Annotated in this window: 14 protein-coding genes; 11 read left to right on the forward strand and 3 right to left on the reverse strand. The window is 63.5% G+C overall.

The window, feature by feature from the left end; all coding sequences use genetic code 11:
• Position 1: 1 nt before the first annotated feature.
• The 3 genes from sdhA to sdhC all read right to left on the reverse strand — a co-directional run bounded on the left by sdhA (position 2) and on the right by sdhC (position 2,712).
• The gene (gene sdhA, locus LFT47_RS05980) at positions 2 to 1,801 is read right to left on the reverse strand and encodes a succinate dehydrogenase flavoprotein subunit (RefSeq protein ID WP_236816167.1); all 1,800 of its coding nucleotides are present in this window, start codon (positions 1,799 to 1,801) and stop codon (positions 2 to 4) included.
• 92 nt (positions 1,802 to 1,893) lie between these two features.
• The gene (locus tag LFT47_RS05985) at positions 1,894 to 2,373 is read right to left on the reverse strand and encodes a succinate dehydrogenase hydrophobic membrane anchor subunit (protein ID WP_236816169.1); all 480 of its coding nucleotides are present in this window, start codon (positions 2,371 to 2,373) and stop codon (positions 1,894 to 1,896) included.
• Between the two features lie 3 nt (positions 2,374 to 2,376).
• The gene (sdhC, locus tag LFT47_RS05990) at positions 2,377 to 2,712 is read right to left on the reverse strand and encodes a succinate dehydrogenase, cytochrome b556 subunit (protein WP_319801849.1); all 336 of its coding nucleotides are present in this window, start codon (positions 2,710 to 2,712) and stop codon (positions 2,377 to 2,379) included.
• A 283-nt stretch (positions 2,713 to 2,995) separates the two neighbouring features.
• Here sdhC and LFT47_RS05995 point away from each other — a divergent pair, with 283 nt between their 5' ends.
• The 11 genes from LFT47_RS05995 to LFT47_RS06045 all read left to right on the forward strand — a co-directional run bounded on the left by LFT47_RS05995 (position 2,996) and on the right by LFT47_RS06045 (position 15,342).
• Positions 2,996 to 4,129 carry a mannose-1-phosphate guanylyltransferase gene (locus LFT47_RS05995; protein WP_236816171.1) on the forward strand — a complete coding sequence of 378 codons (1,134 nt, stop codon included), beginning with the start codon at positions 2,996 to 2,998 and terminating at the stop codon, positions 4,127 to 4,129.
• 76 nt (positions 4,130 to 4,205) lie between these two features.
• Positions 4,206 to 5,405, forward strand: a complete 1,200-nt coding sequence (locus LFT47_RS06000) for an amidohydrolase (protein ID WP_236816172.1) — start codon at positions 4,206 to 4,208, stop codon at positions 5,403 to 5,405.
• Positions 5,406 to 5,696: 291 nt separating this feature from the next.
• Positions 5,697 to 6,131, forward strand: coding sequence for a MarR family winged helix-turn-helix transcriptional regulator (locus LFT47_RS06005; RefSeq protein ID WP_236816173.1), 435 nt, complete (start codon positions 5,697 to 5,699; stop codon positions 6,129 to 6,131).
• Between the two features lie 49 nt (positions 6,132 to 6,180).
• A complete protein-coding gene (locus tag LFT47_RS06010; protein ID WP_236816174.1) occupies positions 6,181 to 6,612 on the forward strand; it encodes an organic hydroperoxide resistance protein in 432 nt (143 codons plus the stop codon).
• A complete protein-coding gene (locus tag LFT47_RS06015) occupies positions 6,609 to 7,628 on the forward strand; it encodes an NADP-dependent oxidoreductase (protein ID WP_236816175.1) in 1,020 nt (339 codons plus the stop codon). The genes LFT47_RS06010 and LFT47_RS06015 overlap by 4 nt, the downstream gene beginning before the upstream one ends.
• A 280-nt stretch (positions 7,629 to 7,908) precedes the next feature.
• On the forward strand, positions 7,909 to 9,015 hold the full coding sequence (locus LFT47_RS06020; RefSeq protein WP_236816176.1) for a BMP family lipoprotein: 1,107 nt from the start codon (positions 7,909 to 7,911) through the stop codon (positions 9,013 to 9,015).
• A 164-nt stretch (positions 9,016 to 9,179) separates the two neighbouring features.
• A complete protein-coding gene (locus tag LFT47_RS06025) occupies positions 9,180 to 10,730 on the forward strand; it encodes an ABC transporter ATP-binding protein (protein WP_236816177.1) in 1,551 nt (516 codons plus the stop codon).
• A complete protein-coding gene (locus LFT47_RS06030) occupies positions 10,723 to 12,096 on the forward strand; it encodes an ABC transporter permease (protein ID WP_442863438.1) in 1,374 nt (457 codons plus the stop codon). Before LFT47_RS06025 ends, LFT47_RS06030 begins: the two co-directional genes overlap by 8 nt.
• Positions 12,093 to 13,622: an ABC transporter permease gene (locus tag LFT47_RS06035; protein ID WP_236816179.1), complete on the forward strand. Its 1,530-nt coding sequence runs from the start codon at positions 12,093 to 12,095 to the stop codon at positions 13,620 to 13,622. Before LFT47_RS06030 ends, LFT47_RS06035 begins: the two co-directional genes overlap by 4 nt.
• 62 nt (positions 13,623 to 13,684) lie before the next feature.
• Positions 13,685 to 14,035 carry a cytidine deaminase gene (locus LFT47_RS06040; protein ID WP_236818401.1) on the forward strand — a complete coding sequence of 117 codons (351 nt, stop codon included), beginning with the start codon at positions 13,685 to 13,687 and terminating at the stop codon, positions 14,033 to 14,035.
• Complete coding sequence (locus tag LFT47_RS06045; protein ID WP_236816181.1) at positions 14,032 to 15,342, forward strand: thymidine phosphorylase; 1,311 nt, start codon at positions 14,032 to 14,034, stop codon at positions 15,340 to 15,342. Before LFT47_RS06040 ends, LFT47_RS06045 begins: the two co-directional genes overlap by 4 nt.
• The last annotated feature ends 24 nt before the right edge of the window (positions 15,343 to 15,366 follow it).

Below are 15,366 nucleotides of genomic sequence, written 5' to 3' on the forward strand. Positions count from 1 at the left end.
CTTAGTACTTCCTCACCATCGGCTCGTAGCGCGTAAAGACAACAGGCTTGGTGCCGAGTCGGATGCCCGCGATTGCTTCCGCAGATCCGTCCGCCGGGGCGTGCTCATCCTTATACGCCATGGAGTGCTTCATGAATTTCTCGTCGTCGCGCTCCGGGAAGTCCTCCCGGAAGTGGCCTCCACGGGACTCCTCGCGGTGCAGGGCAGCCACTGTCATGACTTTGGCAAGTTCCAGCAGGAAGCCCAGTTCCACCGCTTCGAGCAAGTCAAGGTTGAAGCGCTTTCCCTTGTCCTGGACGCTGATGCGCTGGTAGCGCTCCTCGAGGGACGCGATGTCCGCGAGAACCTGGTTCAGGGTGTCCGCGGTACGGAACACCTGCATGTTGGCATCCATGGTGTCCTGCAGTTCCTTGCGGATCGCGGCAACCCTCTCACCACCATCGGAAGTGCGGACGTGGTTCAGCAGATCCAGCGTGTACGCCTCCGGGTCTTCCGGGAGCTCCACGAAGTCAGCAGTCTTGGCGTATTCGGCTGCCGCAATGCCTGCACGCTTGCCGAAGACGTTGATGTCCAGCAGCGAGTTGGTACCCAAGCGGTTGGAGCCGTGGACCGAGACACAAGCAACTTCGCCGGCCGCGTACAGGCCCGGCACGATGGTGTCGTTGTCCTGGAGGACCTCGGTGGTGATGTTGGTGGGGATGCCGCCCATGGCGTAGTGCGCCGTCGGGAACACCGGAACCGGTTCCGTGTACGGCTCGACGCCGAGGTACGTGCGCGCGAATTCGGTGATGTCCGGAAGCTTCGCGTCGATGTGTGCCGGCTCAAGGTGGGTCAGGTCCAAGAGGACGTAATCCTTGTTCGGGCCGCAGCCGCGTCCTTCGCGGACTTCGTTTGCCATGGATCGGGCCACGATGTCGCGGGGAGCGAGGTCCTTGATGGTGGGTGCGTAGCGTTCCATGAAACGCTCACCCTCGGAGTTGCGAAGGATCGCGCCTTCGCCGCGGGCAGCTTCCGAGAGGAGGATGCCCAAGCCGGCCAGACCGGTCGGGTGGAACTGGAAGAACTCCATGTCCTCCAGCGGGATTCCGCGGCGGAAGGCGATGCCCATGCCGTCACCGGTCAGGGTGTGGGCGTTGGACGTGGTCTTGAAGACCTTGCCTGCGCCGCCGGAGGCGAACACCACGGACTTGGCCTGGAAAACGTGCAACTCGCCGGAGGCGAGGTCGTAGGACACGACGCCGGCTACGCGCTTCTGCTTGTACGGCGTTCCGTCTTCGCGGACGGCGTCTTCCTCGACGGTCAGCAGGTCCAGGACGTAGTACTCGTTGTAGAACTCGACGTTGTGCTTGACGCAGTTTTGGTACAGCGTCTGCAGGATCATGTGACCGGTGCGGTCTGCTGCATAGCAGGCGCGACGGACCGGAGCCTTGCCGTGGTCACGGGTGTGGCCACCGAAACGGCGCTGGTCAATGCGGCCTTCGGGCGTGCGGTTGAACGGCAAGCCCATCTTCTCCAGGTCCAGCACGGCGTCGATGGCTTCCTTCGCCATGACCTCGGCTGCGTCCTGGTCAACCAGGTAGTCGCCACCCTTGATGGTGTCGAACGTGTGCCACTCCCAGTTGTCCTCTTCGACGTTGGCCAGGGCTGCGCACATGCCGCCCTGGGCCGCGCCAGTGTGGGAACGGGTGGGGTAGAGCTTGGTCAGTACTGCGGTGCGTGCGCGCTGACCGGATTCGATCGCGGCGCGCATGCCGGCGCCGCCGGCACCGACAATAACGACGTCGTACTTATGGACCTGCATACCAGATGCTCTTTCTCTCTAAGTCAGATGGTCGGCGGAGCCTGCTCCGCGTGTTGTGCACAGCCGGACTAGCCGGCGGTGCAGCGGAGCCGCTACGGCGCCGGGCAGAACCCGCCCGGCAGCTGAACGCCGTTGACGACGGGGCACGGGTTGAACGTGAAGATCACGAGCGTGCCAAGAACGACGATGACGACGGTAGCCGCGCAAAGGACCACCTTGAGCCAGAGGCGGGTGGCGTCCTTCTCGGCGTAGTCGTTGATGATGGTGCGAACGCCGTTGGTGCCGTGCAGCATGGCGAGCCACAGCATGGCCAGGTCCCAGAACTGCCAGAACGGGTCGGCCCACTTGCCGGCCACGAAGCCGAAGTCGATGCCGTGGATGCCCTCGCCCACCATAAGGTTCACAAAGAGGTGGCCGAAGATCAGGACCACGAGCACGACGCCGGAGAGCCGCATGAACAACCACGCGAACATCTCGAAGTTCCCCTTGGAACCGGTGCCTCGACGGTACTGCGGCGCGATCTTCCCGCTGCCGATTTTTCCGCTGCGCGGGGTTTGAATGTCAGTACTCATGGCTTAGTGGCCTCCCAGTGCGAGGGACAGGTGGCGGATGGCGAATGCCCCGAAAACGACCAGCCACAGTACCAAGACGGTCCACAGCATCTGGCGCTGGTACTTTGCGCCCTTCTTCCAGAAGTCAATGGCGATGACGCGCAGGCCATTGAAGGCGTGGAAAACGATCGCTGCGACGAGGCCCGTTTCGCCCAGGGCCATGAGCGGGTTCTTGTAGGCACCGATAACGGCGGTGTAGGCCTCCGGGGACACGCGCACCAATGAGGTGTCCAGCACATGGACCAACAAGAAGAAAAAGATCACAACACCGGTAATACGGTGTCCAACCCAGGACCACATGCCTTCACGGCCGCGGTACAAGGTGCCAGCTGGTTTTGTCGGCACTGAATAAACCTTCCTGCAACACAGCGGCGCTTGCACGGGATCCATGCGGGGGGAACGCCAGCCGCGAGAGCACTCGTAGCTCAGCCTAAATCTAGGCTTCGCTCACAGCTTATTCAATTTAGGCACCCCTTCTTGTAACGAGAGTGCGGGTGTTCGCCTGAATTCCGGTCTTTTCGCCGCGGGGGTGAGACGAAGACCACAAAGTGGGACTTGCGCGGGTGTCGGATAAGGTGTTGCGGTGAGTAAAGAAAACGCTGCAAGCCCCGAATCGCCATTGCGTCACTTCCATGCGGTTATTCCGGCCGGCGGAGTGGGCACCCGCCTGTGGCCGCTTTCGCGAGCAGCTGCGCCCAAATTCCTGCATGACCTCACGGGTTCGGGAAGCACCCTTCTACGGGCTACTTACGACCGCCTAGAACCGTTGGCCGGCAACCGCGTGTTGGTGGTTACGGGTGTGGCGCACCGGGTTGCTGTCTGCCGACAGCTTCCCGAAGTGGGCGAGGACGAACTGGTCCTCGAAAGCGAACCGAAGGACTCGGGCGCCGCGATCGGCCTCGCCGCCGCCATCCTCTACCGTCGCGACCCGGACACCATCATGGGTTCGTTCGCAGCCGACCATGTCATCAGCCCGGACAACCTCTTCCAGGAAACTGTCCGCGAGGCGATCCACACGGCTGCCGCCGGAAAGATCGTCACCATCGGCATCAAGCCCACGCACCCCTCGACCGGGTTCGGTTACATCCGCACCGGCGACTTGCTCAATATTGACGACGCACCGAACGCCCACGCTGTGGTCGAATTCGTCGAGAAGCCGAGCGAGGACATTGCCAAGAAGTACCTCGAGACGGGCGACTACGTCTGGAATGCCGGCATGTTCGTCGCTCCCGTTGCGCTCATGCTCAAGCACCTGGAGGCAAACCAGCCGGTCTTGTTTGCCGGGCTGCAGGAAATTGCCGACGCCTGGGACACACCGGAACGCGATGAAGTGACCGCCCGGGTGTGGCCCACCCTGCCGAAGATTGCCATTGACTATGCAGTGGCTGAACCCGCCGCAGCGGCGGGGGATGTCGCCGTCGTGCCCGGTACCTTCCGCTGGGACGACGTCGGAGACTTTGCCGCGATCGGTCGGCTCAATAATGCCGGCGACGTCGATGAGGTGACGGTCCTCGGCGAAGGCGCCCGTGTCTTCACCGAAAACGCCAGCGGCGTGGTCGTCTCCGACACCAAGCGCGTGATCGCCCTTATCGGGATCAAGGACGTCGTGATCGTCGATACGCCGGACGCGCTGCTTGTCACCACGAAGGAGCACGCCCAGCGGGTCAAGGGTGCGGTGGACGCACTCAAGGCCAGCGGGGACACCGACGTTCTCTAGCGCCCCCTTTCGGCGCTGTCCGTAACCAAGAGACCCCTTTCGCTATTCGGAGGGCGCGGATGGCTAGAGTTGTGAGGTGCGCAATTTCACTACCGAAACCGAGCCGACCCCTGTGGTGAAGCCATGGCTTGACGATCTCTTGCCGGAACTCATTGAATTCCGGAGGGATCTGCATGCGCACCCCGAACTTTCCTTCAAGGAATTTCGCACTACGGACAAGCTGGTTGAACGGCTCGAAGCGGCGGGGCTTGAACCCCGCCGGCTGGAAGGATCGGGGCTGACGGTCGACGTCGGCGAGGGGCCCATAGCGACGGCCCTCCGCGGCGACATCGACGCCCTCCCCATCATCGAAGAGACCGGGCTTCCGTTCGCATCGAAGAACCACGGTGTCACCCACGCGTGCGGGCATGACGTCCACACCACGAGCATGCTTGGCATTGCCTTGGTGCTGCACGCCATGCACCAGGAATCCCCCTTGGGCGGCACGGTGCGCATCATCTTCCAGCCTGCAGAGGAAACCATGCCCGGCGGCGCGCTGTCCTGCATCGAACAGGGCGTGCTGCAGGGTGTCCCGCGGATTCTTGCGCTGCACTGCGATCCGCGTATCAACGTTGGCAAGATCGGCACGCGCATCGGCGCCATCACCTCGGCCTCGGACACCATCAAAATCGAATTGACCGGACGTGGCGGCCACACTTCCCGTCCGCATTTGACCGAAGACCTGGTCTTCGCGCTGGCCCAAATCGCCGTCAACGTCCCGGCCGTTCTGTCCCGTCGCGTCGATGTGCGCAGCGGCGTTTCGGTGGTGTGGGGCCAGATCGCGGCAGGTTCCGCACCCAACGCCATCCCCGCCAACGGCTACATGGCCGGCACCATGCGTTGCCTCGACAGGGACGCCTGGCACAGCGCAGGGGAGTTGCTCGACGACGTCGTCCAACAAGTTGCCGCGCCGTACGGGGTGGACGTGCACCTTGAGCACACCCGCGGTGTCCCTCCAGTCGTCAACTCGGAACACGAGACTGCCCTCATCGAGGCCGCGGCCCGTGCGGAACTCGGCGAGCACGCCGTCGTCCTGACGCCCCAGTCCATGGGTGGCGAGGACTTTGCCTGGTTCCTGGCCGACCTGCCGGGTGCCATGATGCGGCTCGGGACCCACACGCCGGGCGGCGAGGAATACGATCTCCACCGCGGTGACTTCATTGTCGACGAGCGTGCCCTTGGCTTCGCGATCCAGGTCCTGGCCGCCGCCGCGCTGCGAACCATCCGGGATCTCTGAGACTCCGACGCTCGCTCACCAATATCGTCCGATCGGCGGACGCTCGCTCACCAATATCGTCCGATCGGCGGACGCTCGCTCACCAATATCGTCCGATCGGGCGAAACGACGGGATCCTCTCGCAGATCATCTGCAGGAGGATCCCGTCTTTTCGGCTTGTTTGTGAGCGGGCGTCGGTGGGGCTGGGCTTGTTTGTGAGCGGGCGTCGTTGGGGGTGGGCTTGTTTGTGAGCGGGCGTCGCCGGAGGCAGTTGAGTTGTGCACAATTTAATTGTGAGCTACCGTTATTCCCATGAGTGAAGCCCCCCGCCTCGACCGCCAGGTCTGTTTCGCGCTGTATTCCGCATCGAAGGCCGCTACTGCGGTCTACCGGCCGGTGCTGGATGAGCTTGGGCTGACGTATCCGCAGTACCTCGTGATGTTGGTGCTCTGGGAAAACGAGCCTCGAAGCGTCCGGGAACTGGGTACCGAGCTGGGACTCGACTCAGGCACCCTGTCGCCGCTGCTCAAGAGGCTTGAAGCCTTGGGCCTCGTGGAGCGCCGACGGTCAGCCGAGGACGAGCGACGCGTCGAGATCCACCTGAGCGACGCCGGGCGGGCCCTCAGTTCCCGGGCGGGGGCTGTACCGCAGCGCCTCGCCGACGCCGCGGGCCTGAGCGCCGCCGAACTTGCGCAGCTTCACGACACCCTGGGCAGGCTTACCGCAGCCCTCCATTCAGCCATCTGATCGTCCATCCCAACACGCCCCTCCCGTCCCAACAGGAAAAGGAACCACAGTGAAGACTCTGTACATAGCCGAGGCACTCGCCTCCGGTGAAGGCCGCGAAGGCAACGCACGCACCAATGACGGCAAGCTGGACGTAGCGCTCGCCAGCCCGGTGGAACTGGGCGGAAACGGCCAGGGCACCAACCCTGAGCAACTTTTCGCCGCAGGTTACGCGGCATGCTTCCACTCGGCACTCAGGCTGGTGGGACGCAAGGCCCGGGTGGATCTGACTGATTCCGCCGTCGCCGCCAAGATCCATTTCGGTGCCTTGGAGGGCAGCGAGGGATACGGCCTCGCGGCGGAGCTTGAGATCGCGCTGCCTGCCCTCGACAGGGAAACCGCCGAGCAACTCGTGGCCAAAGCCCACCAGATCTGCCCCTACTCCAACGCGACCCGCGGGAACATCGCCGTCGACATCAGGCTTGTGGAGGTGGCAGCATGAGTTCCGCACTTCCCAAGAGCACCCGCGAAATCCAGCTGGCATCCCGCCCGCAAGGACGCCCCGTCCAGGAGAACTTCCGGCTGGCCGAGAGCGATCTGCCGGAGCTGCAGGACGGCCAGATCCTCGTCCGCAACGAGTTCATGTCGGTCGATCCCTACATGCGCGGCCGCATGAACGACGCGAAGTCGTATTCGGCACCTTTCCGACTCGACGCAGCGCTCGACGGCGGTGCGGTGGGTGAGGTGATCGCGTCCCGTTCCGAGGCACTCAAGGTGGGTGACGTCGTCGTGCACCAGCTCGGCTGGCGCGAATACTCGGTGGTGGATGCGGCAAGCGCGACGCCGGTTCCAGCCGGCCTGGCGCCGACGTCGGCGTTCCTCGGAGCGCTTGGCATGACGGGCCTGACGGCATATGCCGGGCTGCTCAAGGTTGCCGAGTTCAAAGCCGGGGACGTCGTCTTCGTTTCAGGTGCCGCAGGCGCAGTGGGTTCGATCGTCGGTCAGGTCGCCAAGGCAATGGGCGCTTCCAAGGTGATCGGCAGCGCCGGTTCGCCGGAGAAGGTGGCTCGCTTGCTGGAACTCGGCTTCGACGCGGCCTTCGACTACCACGCCGGTCCCGTCGTGAAGCAACTTCGCGAGGCTGCGGGGGAGCGCGGGATCGACGTCTACTTTGACAACGTCGGCGGCGAACACCTCGAGGCTGCCCTCGCCGTCCTCACTGTGGGTGGCCGCGTGGCAATGTGCGGCGCCATTTCGCAGTACAACTCCACAGAGCCCGCATCGGGCCCGCGGAACCTGGCCGTGGCCATCGGAAAGCAACTGACCCTGCGTGGCTTCCTCGTGGGCGGCCAGAGGCAGCACACCGCCGAGTTCGCCCAGAACATGGCCGGATGGCTGGCGGACGGAACGGTCCGCTACGACGAGACGATCGTCGAGGGACTGGAAAACGCGCCCAAGGCCTTCATCGACCTCCTGGATGGAGCCAACACCGGGAAGATGCTGGTCCGTCTGCCCTGAGGATGATTCCGCACTGAGTACCGGCCGCGGCGGGCGCGCATCCTAGGACCGTTCGCTGGGAGTTCCACTACTGCTTGGTAACAAAAGCTCAACAATCTTCGGGTTGTTGGGCTTTTGTGTTACCCGGGTGTGTTCAATCCCACTAAAGTTGTGCCATCAGTGCGCCCCAGGCGCAGTGCTGCGAAGCATCAGTGAAAACAGAATTTCAGACTCGAGTTTTCGAAACGGACACTCATTGACCAACTGTCGTAGCATCAATCACTTTCTTCCTGGAGGAAAATTGAAGCAATCACTGCGTGCCACACTAAAGCGCGGTTCATTTGCAGGCGTCGCAACTGCGGGCGCCGCTGCACTTTTGCTGGCAGGCTGCGGTAGCGCACCGTCGGCGTCGAGCTCGGGCAGCGCCACCAAGTCGGACTACACCGCATGCATGGTGTCCGACTCCGGCGGCTTCGATGACAAGTCGTTCAACCAGTCGGGCTACGAGGGCCTTCAGGCAGCAGCCAAGGACCTGAGCATCCAGGAGAAGCACGTCCAGTCCAAGGCCGACACGGACTACGACCCCAACCTTCGTTCCATGGTCCAGCAAGGCTGCAAGCTGACGGTGACGGTCGGCTTCCTGCTTGGCGACGCCACCAAGAACATCGCGACGGCGAACCCCAACAGCCACTTCGCCATCATCGACTACTCGGACCCCACCTTCCCGAAGAACGTCAAGCCGATTGTCTATAACACTGCCCAGGCCGCGTTCCTGGCCGGGTACCTCGCCGCCGGCACTTCCAAGACCGGCAAGGTTGCGACCTTCGGTGGACTTAACATCCCCACCGTGAGCATCTTCATGGACGGCTTCTCTGACGGCGTGAAGTACTACAACCAGAAGAAGGGCAAGTCCGTCCAGCTGCTCGGCTGGGACAAGGACAAGCAGGACGGAACGTTCGTCGGCGACTTCAAGCAGGTCGACAAGGGCAAGGTCCTCACCCAGGGATTCCTGGACCAAGGGGCCGACGTCGTCCTTCCCGTCGCCGGTCCGGTTGGAGCGGGCGCCGGAAGTGCGATCCTTGACGCCAAGGCAAAGGGCACGGACGCAAAGCTGATCTGGGTCGACTCGGATGGCTACCTGACCGCACCCGCCTACAAGTCGGTCATCCTGACCTCGGTCCAGAAGACCATGGCGACCGCCGTCGAAACGGTCATCAAGGCTGACAAGGACGGCAAGTTCGACCCCAGCCCGTACGTCGGCACACTCGACAACGGGGGCGTGGCGCTTGCCCCGTTCCACGATCTCGATTCCGCTGTTCCGGCAGACATGAAGAGCGATCTTGACCAGTTGAAGAAGGACATCATCTCCGGCGCAGTCAAGGTCGAATCTAAGTCCAGCCCCAAGTAAAAATCCGGGCTAAACCGCATCGCGCTGCCCTTCAGCCGAGTTTTGGCAGAAGGGCAGCGCGTTCTGCGTTGCCTTCAATTTGCTCTTCGACACTCCTAGGCCGAGCACTATGCTGGGAGCACGGTGATGACGAGGAGCCATCCTTTTATAGATGGGTTGGAGTTTTGAAACTCGAACTGAAAGGGATCACGAAGCGCTTCGGATCCCTCGTAGCCAATGACCACATCGATCTCGTGGTTGAACCCGGCCAAGTCCATTGCCTCCTGGGCGAAAACGGTGCCGGCAAATCCACCCTGATGAATGTCCTATACGGGCTCTACGACCCCAGCGACGGCGAAATCCTGGTCGACGGAAAACCTGTTGTTTTCAAGGGTCCCGGCGATGCCATGGCAGCGGGGATCGGAATGGTCCACCAGCACTTCATGCTGATTCCGGTATTCACCGTCGCAGAAAATGTCGCGCTGGGAAACGAAGCCACCAAGGCAGCCGGTTTCCTGAACCTGGATGAAACACGCCGCAGGATCTCCGAGATTTCCAAGCAGTACGGATTCCACGTCGACCCCGATGCCCTCGTGGAAGACCTGCCCGTTGGCGTGCAGCAACGGGTCGAGATCATCAAGGCACTCGTGCGCGACGCCGAAGTCCTGATCCTCGATGAACCGACCGCGGTTCTCACTCCGCAGGAAACCGATGAGCTCCTGGACATCATCCGGCAGCTCAAAGCCGCCGGAAAATCGATTGTCTTCATTTCGCACAAATTGCGCGAGGTCAAGGAAATTTCGGACATCATCACCGTGATCCGGCGGGGCAAAGTCGTGGGCTCGGCCGATCCCTCGGCGTCCCCGACGGAACTCGCCTCGGCGATGGTGGGCCGGGCGGTCAGCTTGACCCTGGAAAAGAAGCCAGCCCAACCGGGTGCGGCGACCTTCAAAGTCCGGGACCTGACCGTTGTGGACCACAACGGCCAGCACGTCGTGGACGGGCTCAGCTTCGACATCGCCAAGGGTGAAGTGCTCGCCATCGCCGGTGTCCAAGGCAACGGCCAGACGGAACTCACCGAAGCCATCCTCGGCGTCCAGCAGCACGTCACCGGGTCCATCGTCCTCGACGATGTCGAACTGCTCGGCAAGAGCGTCAAGCAGGTCCTTTCCGCCGGCGTCGGGTTCGTCCCTGAGGACCGCAAGATCGACGGCCTGGTGGGAACGTTCTCCATTTCCGAGAACATGATCCTGGACCTGTACGACAAGGCACCTTTCGCCCAAGGCATCGGCATGAAACCGGCCTTGATTGCTTCGCACGCGGAGAAGAAGGTCGAGGAGTTCGATGTGCGGACGCCGTCGATCGATGTCGCTGTGGGTACGCTCTCGGGCGGCAACCAGCAAAAGGTGGTCCTGGCCCGGGAGCTGTCCAGGCCATTGAGGCTCTTCATCGCATCGCAGCCCACCCGAGGGCTCGACGTCGGCTCCATCGAATTCGTGCACAAGCGGGTCATCGCGGAACGGGACAACGGAACTCCGGTGATGATCGTGTCCACGGAACTCGATGAAGTCCTCGAGCTCGCTGACAGGATCGCCGTTCTCTACCGGGGAAAGCTGGTCGGGATCGTTCCCGCCGGCACCTCCCGCGATGTGCTGGGCTTGATGATGGCCGGCGTTCCGGAACATGAGGCAGAACTGACTGCGCACAAGACCCTCGAGGGAGGAACCCATGTCTGAGTCCAACACCCCTCGGCAGGAAAACGAGGCCGAGCCGGAGCGCCCGGAAACATTGGACGACGAGGTCGTCCTGGACGTCGCACTGGACACGGCGGACGGTGCAATGGCCCCGTCGGTCATTCCGGCTACCAGCCAAGGCGGACAGATCCCGCACGCCGCCGGCGGCTCGGTCTTCCGGCAGATCGTGACCGGAAACGCCATGGTCTCGGTGTTGTCCGTGCTCCTCGCGATTGTGCTCGGCGGAATCCTGATGGCCGTGACCAACCCCAAAGTCGCCGAAACAGCAGGCTATTTCTTCGCGCAGCCGGGGGACATGCTCACCGAGGTCTTCAGGCCCTACGTGGCGTTGGTCCAGGGCGCGATATTCAACTGGGCCGGGGCCGACGCCGCAGCCCAGCTGTATCCGATCACTGAAACCCTGACGGTGTCCACGCCCCTCATCCTGGCAGGACTCGGCGTGGCCTTGGCCTTCCGTGCGGGCCTGTTCAACATCGGTGCCCAAGGGCAGATCATTTTCGGCGCCCTGTTCGGCGCCTACGTGGGCTTCACCTGGCACTTGCCCTTCCTGGTTCACCTCCTGCTCGTCATCGTTGCCGGATTCGTCGGCGGCGCGGTGTGGGGCGGCGTCGTCGGCCTGCTCAAGGCCCGGACCGGTGCGCATGAGGTCATCGTGACCATCATGCTGAACTACATCGCCAACTTCCTGCTCCTGTTCCTCCTGACCACTCCGGCGTTCCAGCGCAAGGGTTCGACCAACCCGATTTCGCCCTTCCTGGACCAAACGGCACTGTTCCCGGAGTTGCTTGGGCCCCAGTTCAGGCTCCACGCCGGCTTCCTCCTAGCCGTGCTGGCAACGGTCTTCGTCTGGTGGCTTCTGAAGCGCTCCACGCTCGGCTTTGAATTCCGGGCCGTCGGCGCCAACCAGAGCGCGGCACGCACTGCGGGAATCAACGTTCCCCGCGCCGTGATCCTGGTGATGGCGATTGCGGGCGCGCTAGCAGGCCTGGCCGGCATTGCCCAGGTATCCGGAACGGAGAAATACCTCTCCGGAGGCGTCGCGGCTTCCATCGGATTCGATGCCATCACGGTCGCGCTGCTCGGACGTTCGACGCCGTGGGGAACATTCTTCGCCGGGCTCCTGTTCGGCGCCTTCCGTGCGGGAGGCGTAGCGATGCAGGCTGAAACCCAGACCCCCATCGACATCGTCCTGGTCATCCAGTCCTTGATCGTCCTGTTCATTGCGGCACCGCCGCTGGTGCGAGCGATCTTCGGGCTGAACCCGCGGAAAAAGAAGAAGGCCACTGGCGGCCCCGGCTCCGGAACCATCCCCTCCGGAAAAATCGAGAGCGGAGCTGCAACAGCATGAGCACCACAACAATTCAGCCCGGCGGTGGCACGCCCGCCGGAAACGCCCCGGCGAGCCCCGGAAAAACGGGTGCCACCGAGCTGGTGAGCTGGAAGGCCGGCATTGGACTGTCCTTGCTCGCAATCCTGGGAACCGTGCTGTTCGGCTTCATGTCCAATTCGAAGTCGGCAGGCTTCGGCATTGCCGAGGCCGCCAATGAAGCGGCCTCCAGTGTCGCTGCTTTGGTTACGTTCGTCCTGGCCCTTCTGCTTTCCGTCGGTCTCGGATACCTGTGGTTCGTCCGCCGTCGTTCAGGCCTCACCTCCGGTTCAGGCACGGCGTCAGGTTCAGGCACGGTACCGGGTTGGCTGCCCCCATCCACCGTCGCCGCCGTCGTGGTCCTCGGCCTTGCCGCGCTCGGAGTGGCAAAGGTTTCCAAGATCACGCTCCCTTCCGCGGCCATCGGCTGGATCGCCGCGGTGATCCTCCTGGGCCTGGCCGGCTACACGGTGTACCTCACCTTGGCGAAGAGGGCTGCACCCCGTTGGGTGGGCGGCACCTTTGCCGCGGTGTTCCTCATCGGGTTCATGGTCTGGATCGTCGCTGGCGGAAATGGCGATGAGCCGTCGATCTCCCTCGCCGGACTGATCGCAGGATCCGTCACCTTGGCCGTGCCGCTCGTCTTCGGATCCCTTTCGGGTGTCCTGTGCGAACGCGTCGGCGTGGTCAACATCGCCATTGAAGGGCAGCTCCTGCTGGGAGCGTTCTCAGCAGCTGTTGTTGCGACGGTGACGCACAATGTCTACGCCGGGCTCGTCGCGGCAGCCGTAGCCGGAACGCTTGTTTCCTTGGTCCTGGCCGTGGTCAGCATCAAGTACCTCGTCAACCAGATCATCGTCGGCGTGGTGCTCAACGTCCTCATCAGCGGACTGACGAGCTTCCTCTTTTCGACGCTGCTGACGGCTGACCCGGATGGACTCAACAAGCCGGGGCGCTTGCCTCCGGTGGACATTCCCTTCCTGTCCGATATCCCCATCATCGGCCCCATCTTGTTCCACCAGTCCCTCGTGGGCTATTTGATGTACATCGCAGTGATTGTGGTTTACCTCGGCCTTTTCCACACGAAGTGGGGACTGCGGGTGCGGGCCGTCGGCGAGCACCCACAGGCAGCCGACACGGTGGGCATCAACGTCAACCGGACCCGATTCTGGAACGTGCTCATGGGCGGTGCGATCGCGGGCATCGGCGGCTCGTTCTTCACGCTCGTGTCCGTGGACGCGTTCAGCAAGGACATGTCCGGTGGCCGCGGGTATATCGCCCTGGCGGCGCTGATCTTCGGGCGCTGGAACCCGATCGGCGCCTTCCTGGCCGCGTTGCTGTTCGGCTTCGCGGACAACCTCCAGAGCGTCATCACCATCATCGGATCGCCGGTGCCCAGCCAGTTCATGGCAATGCTGCCTTACGCCTTGACGGTCTTCGCCGTCGCCGGATTGGTGGGCAGGTCCCGGCCCCCGGCGGCAAGCGGCATACCGTACGTCAAGGGCTGACCGTGGCGCTCACGGATACCGCAGTGGACTGGGCGGCCCTCGAGGCCGCCGCGGTTACCGCCATGGGGAAGGCCTACGCGCCGTATTCGAACTTCCCGGTGGGGGCCGCCGCCCTCACCGAGGACGGGCGGATCGTCAGCGGCTGCAATGTCGAGAACGCCAGCTACGGACTCACCCTGTGCGCCGAGTGCGCCCTGGTGGGAGACCTCCACATGGGTGGCGGCGGCAGGCTGCGGGCGTTCTATTGCGTCGACTCGAAGGGCAATGTCCTCATGCCGTGCGGCCGGTGCAGGCAATTGCTGTATGAATTCCGGGCACCCGGCATGCAACTCATGACAACGCAGGGCATCAAGACCATGGACCAAGTGCTGCCGGATGCCTTCGGTCCCGACAACCTGGAGGAGAACCGGTGACACAGACTGAAGCGTTCGACGCCGTACAGATCATCAGCATCAAGCGGGACAAGGGCACCCTGAGCCCGGAACAGATCGACTGGACCATCGATGCCTATACCCGCGGCGTCATTGCCGACGAGCAGATGGCGGCCCTGAACATGGCCATCCTGCTCAATGGGATGGACCGTGCCGAAATCTCACGCTGGACCCAGGCGATGATCGCCTCGGGCGAGCGGATGGACTTCTCCAGCCTGCGGCGTCCCGACGGCGGCATGAAGGCCACCACCGACAAACACTCCACCGGGGGCGTCGGGGACAAAATCACCCTTCCGCTGGCGCCGCTTGTGGCGGTCTTCGGGGTGGCGGTTCCCCAGCTTTCCGGCAGGGGACTGGGGCACACGGGTGGCACGCTCGACAAGCTCGAAGCAATCCCCGGTTGGCGGGCGAACCTCAGCAGCGAGGAAATCCTGGCCCAGCTGCAGGACGTGGGCGCTGTCATTTGCGCCGCCGGCACGGGTTTGGCTCCGGCGGACAAGAAGCTCTATGCCCTGCGCGACGTCACGGGCACGGTGGAAGCCATTCCCCTGATTGCCTCGTCCATCATGAGCAAGAAGATCGCCGAAGGCACGGGCTCCCTGGTGCTCGACGTGAAGGTGGGCTCCGGGGCGTTCATGAAGGACGAGGCCCGTGCCCGCGAGCTGGCCGAAACCATGGTGGCCCTGGGCAAGGATGCGGGCGTCAACACGGTGGCCCTGCTGACCAACATGAGTACGCCGCTGGGCTTGACTGCCGGCAATGCCATCGAGGTGGAGGAATCGGTGGAGGTGCTTGCGGGCGGCGGTCCGGAAGACGTCGTCGAGCTGACCGTCAGGCTCGCCGAAGAGATGCTCGCCTGCGCCGGAGTGCACGACGCCGACCCTGCGGCCGCCCTCAAGGACGGCCGTGCGATGGACGTCTGGAACCGCATGATCGAAGCCCAGGGCGGCGATCCGCGTGCTGCCCTGCCGGTGGCCAAGGAATCCGAGGTCATCCCGGCTCCGGCTGACGGCGTCCTCGTGGAACTCGACGCCCTGGCCGTGGGTGTGGCTGCGTGGCGCCTCGGCGCCGGACGTGCCCGGAAGGAAGACATCGTCCAAGCCGGTGCAGGGGTGCGGATGCACGCCAAACCGGGCGCCTTGGTCCGGGCGGGGGAGCCACTCATGACCCTCCTGACTGACACCCCGGAAAAGTTCGACAGGGCCAAGGAAGCCTTGGAAGGCGCGGTGCTCATCGCGCCGGAAGGCTCACGGCCGGCACAACAGCTCATCATCGACCGGATTTCCTAGGCTGATCTCCCGGGCATTTTTGGG

It is taken from the genome of Arthrobacter sp. FW306-2-2C-D06B (assembly GCF_021789175.1).
In the GTDB taxonomy this organism is placed as follows: Bacteria; Actinomycetota; Actinomycetes; order Actinomycetales; family Micrococcaceae; genus Arthrobacter.

Excerpts from the sequence above, each read along its gene's own strand:
- sdhA (WP_236816167.1), bottom strand. The coding sequence starts at position 1,801 with ATGCAGGTCCATAAGTACGACGTCGTTATTGTCGGTGCCGGCGGCGCC.
- LFT47_RS05985 (WP_236816169.1), bottom strand. The coding sequence starts at position 2,373 with ATGAGTACTGACATTCAAACCCCGCGCAGCGGAAAAATCGGCAGCGGG.
- sdhC (WP_319801849.1), bottom strand. The coding sequence starts at position 2,712 with ATGTGGTCCTGGGTTGGACACCGTATTACCGGTGTTGTGATCTTTTTC.
- LFT47_RS06005 (WP_236816173.1), top strand. The coding sequence starts at position 5,697 with ATGAGTGAAGCCCCCCGCCTCGACCGCCAGGTCTGTTTCGCGCTGTAT.
- LFT47_RS06015 (WP_236816175.1), top strand. The coding sequence starts at position 6,609 with ATGAGTTCCGCACTTCCCAAGAGCACCCGCGAAATCCAGCTGGCATCC.
- LFT47_RS06030 (WP_442863438.1), top strand. The coding sequence starts at position 10,723 with ATGTCTGAGTCCAACACCCCTCGGCAGGAAAACGAGGCCGAGCCGGAG.
- LFT47_RS06035 (WP_236816179.1), top strand. The coding sequence starts at position 12,093 with ATGAGCACCACAACAATTCAGCCCGGCGGTGGCACGCCCGCCGGAAAC.
- LFT47_RS06040 (WP_236818401.1), top strand. The coding sequence starts at position 13,685 with ATGGGGAAGGCCTACGCGCCGTATTCGAACTTCCCGGTGGGGGCCGCC.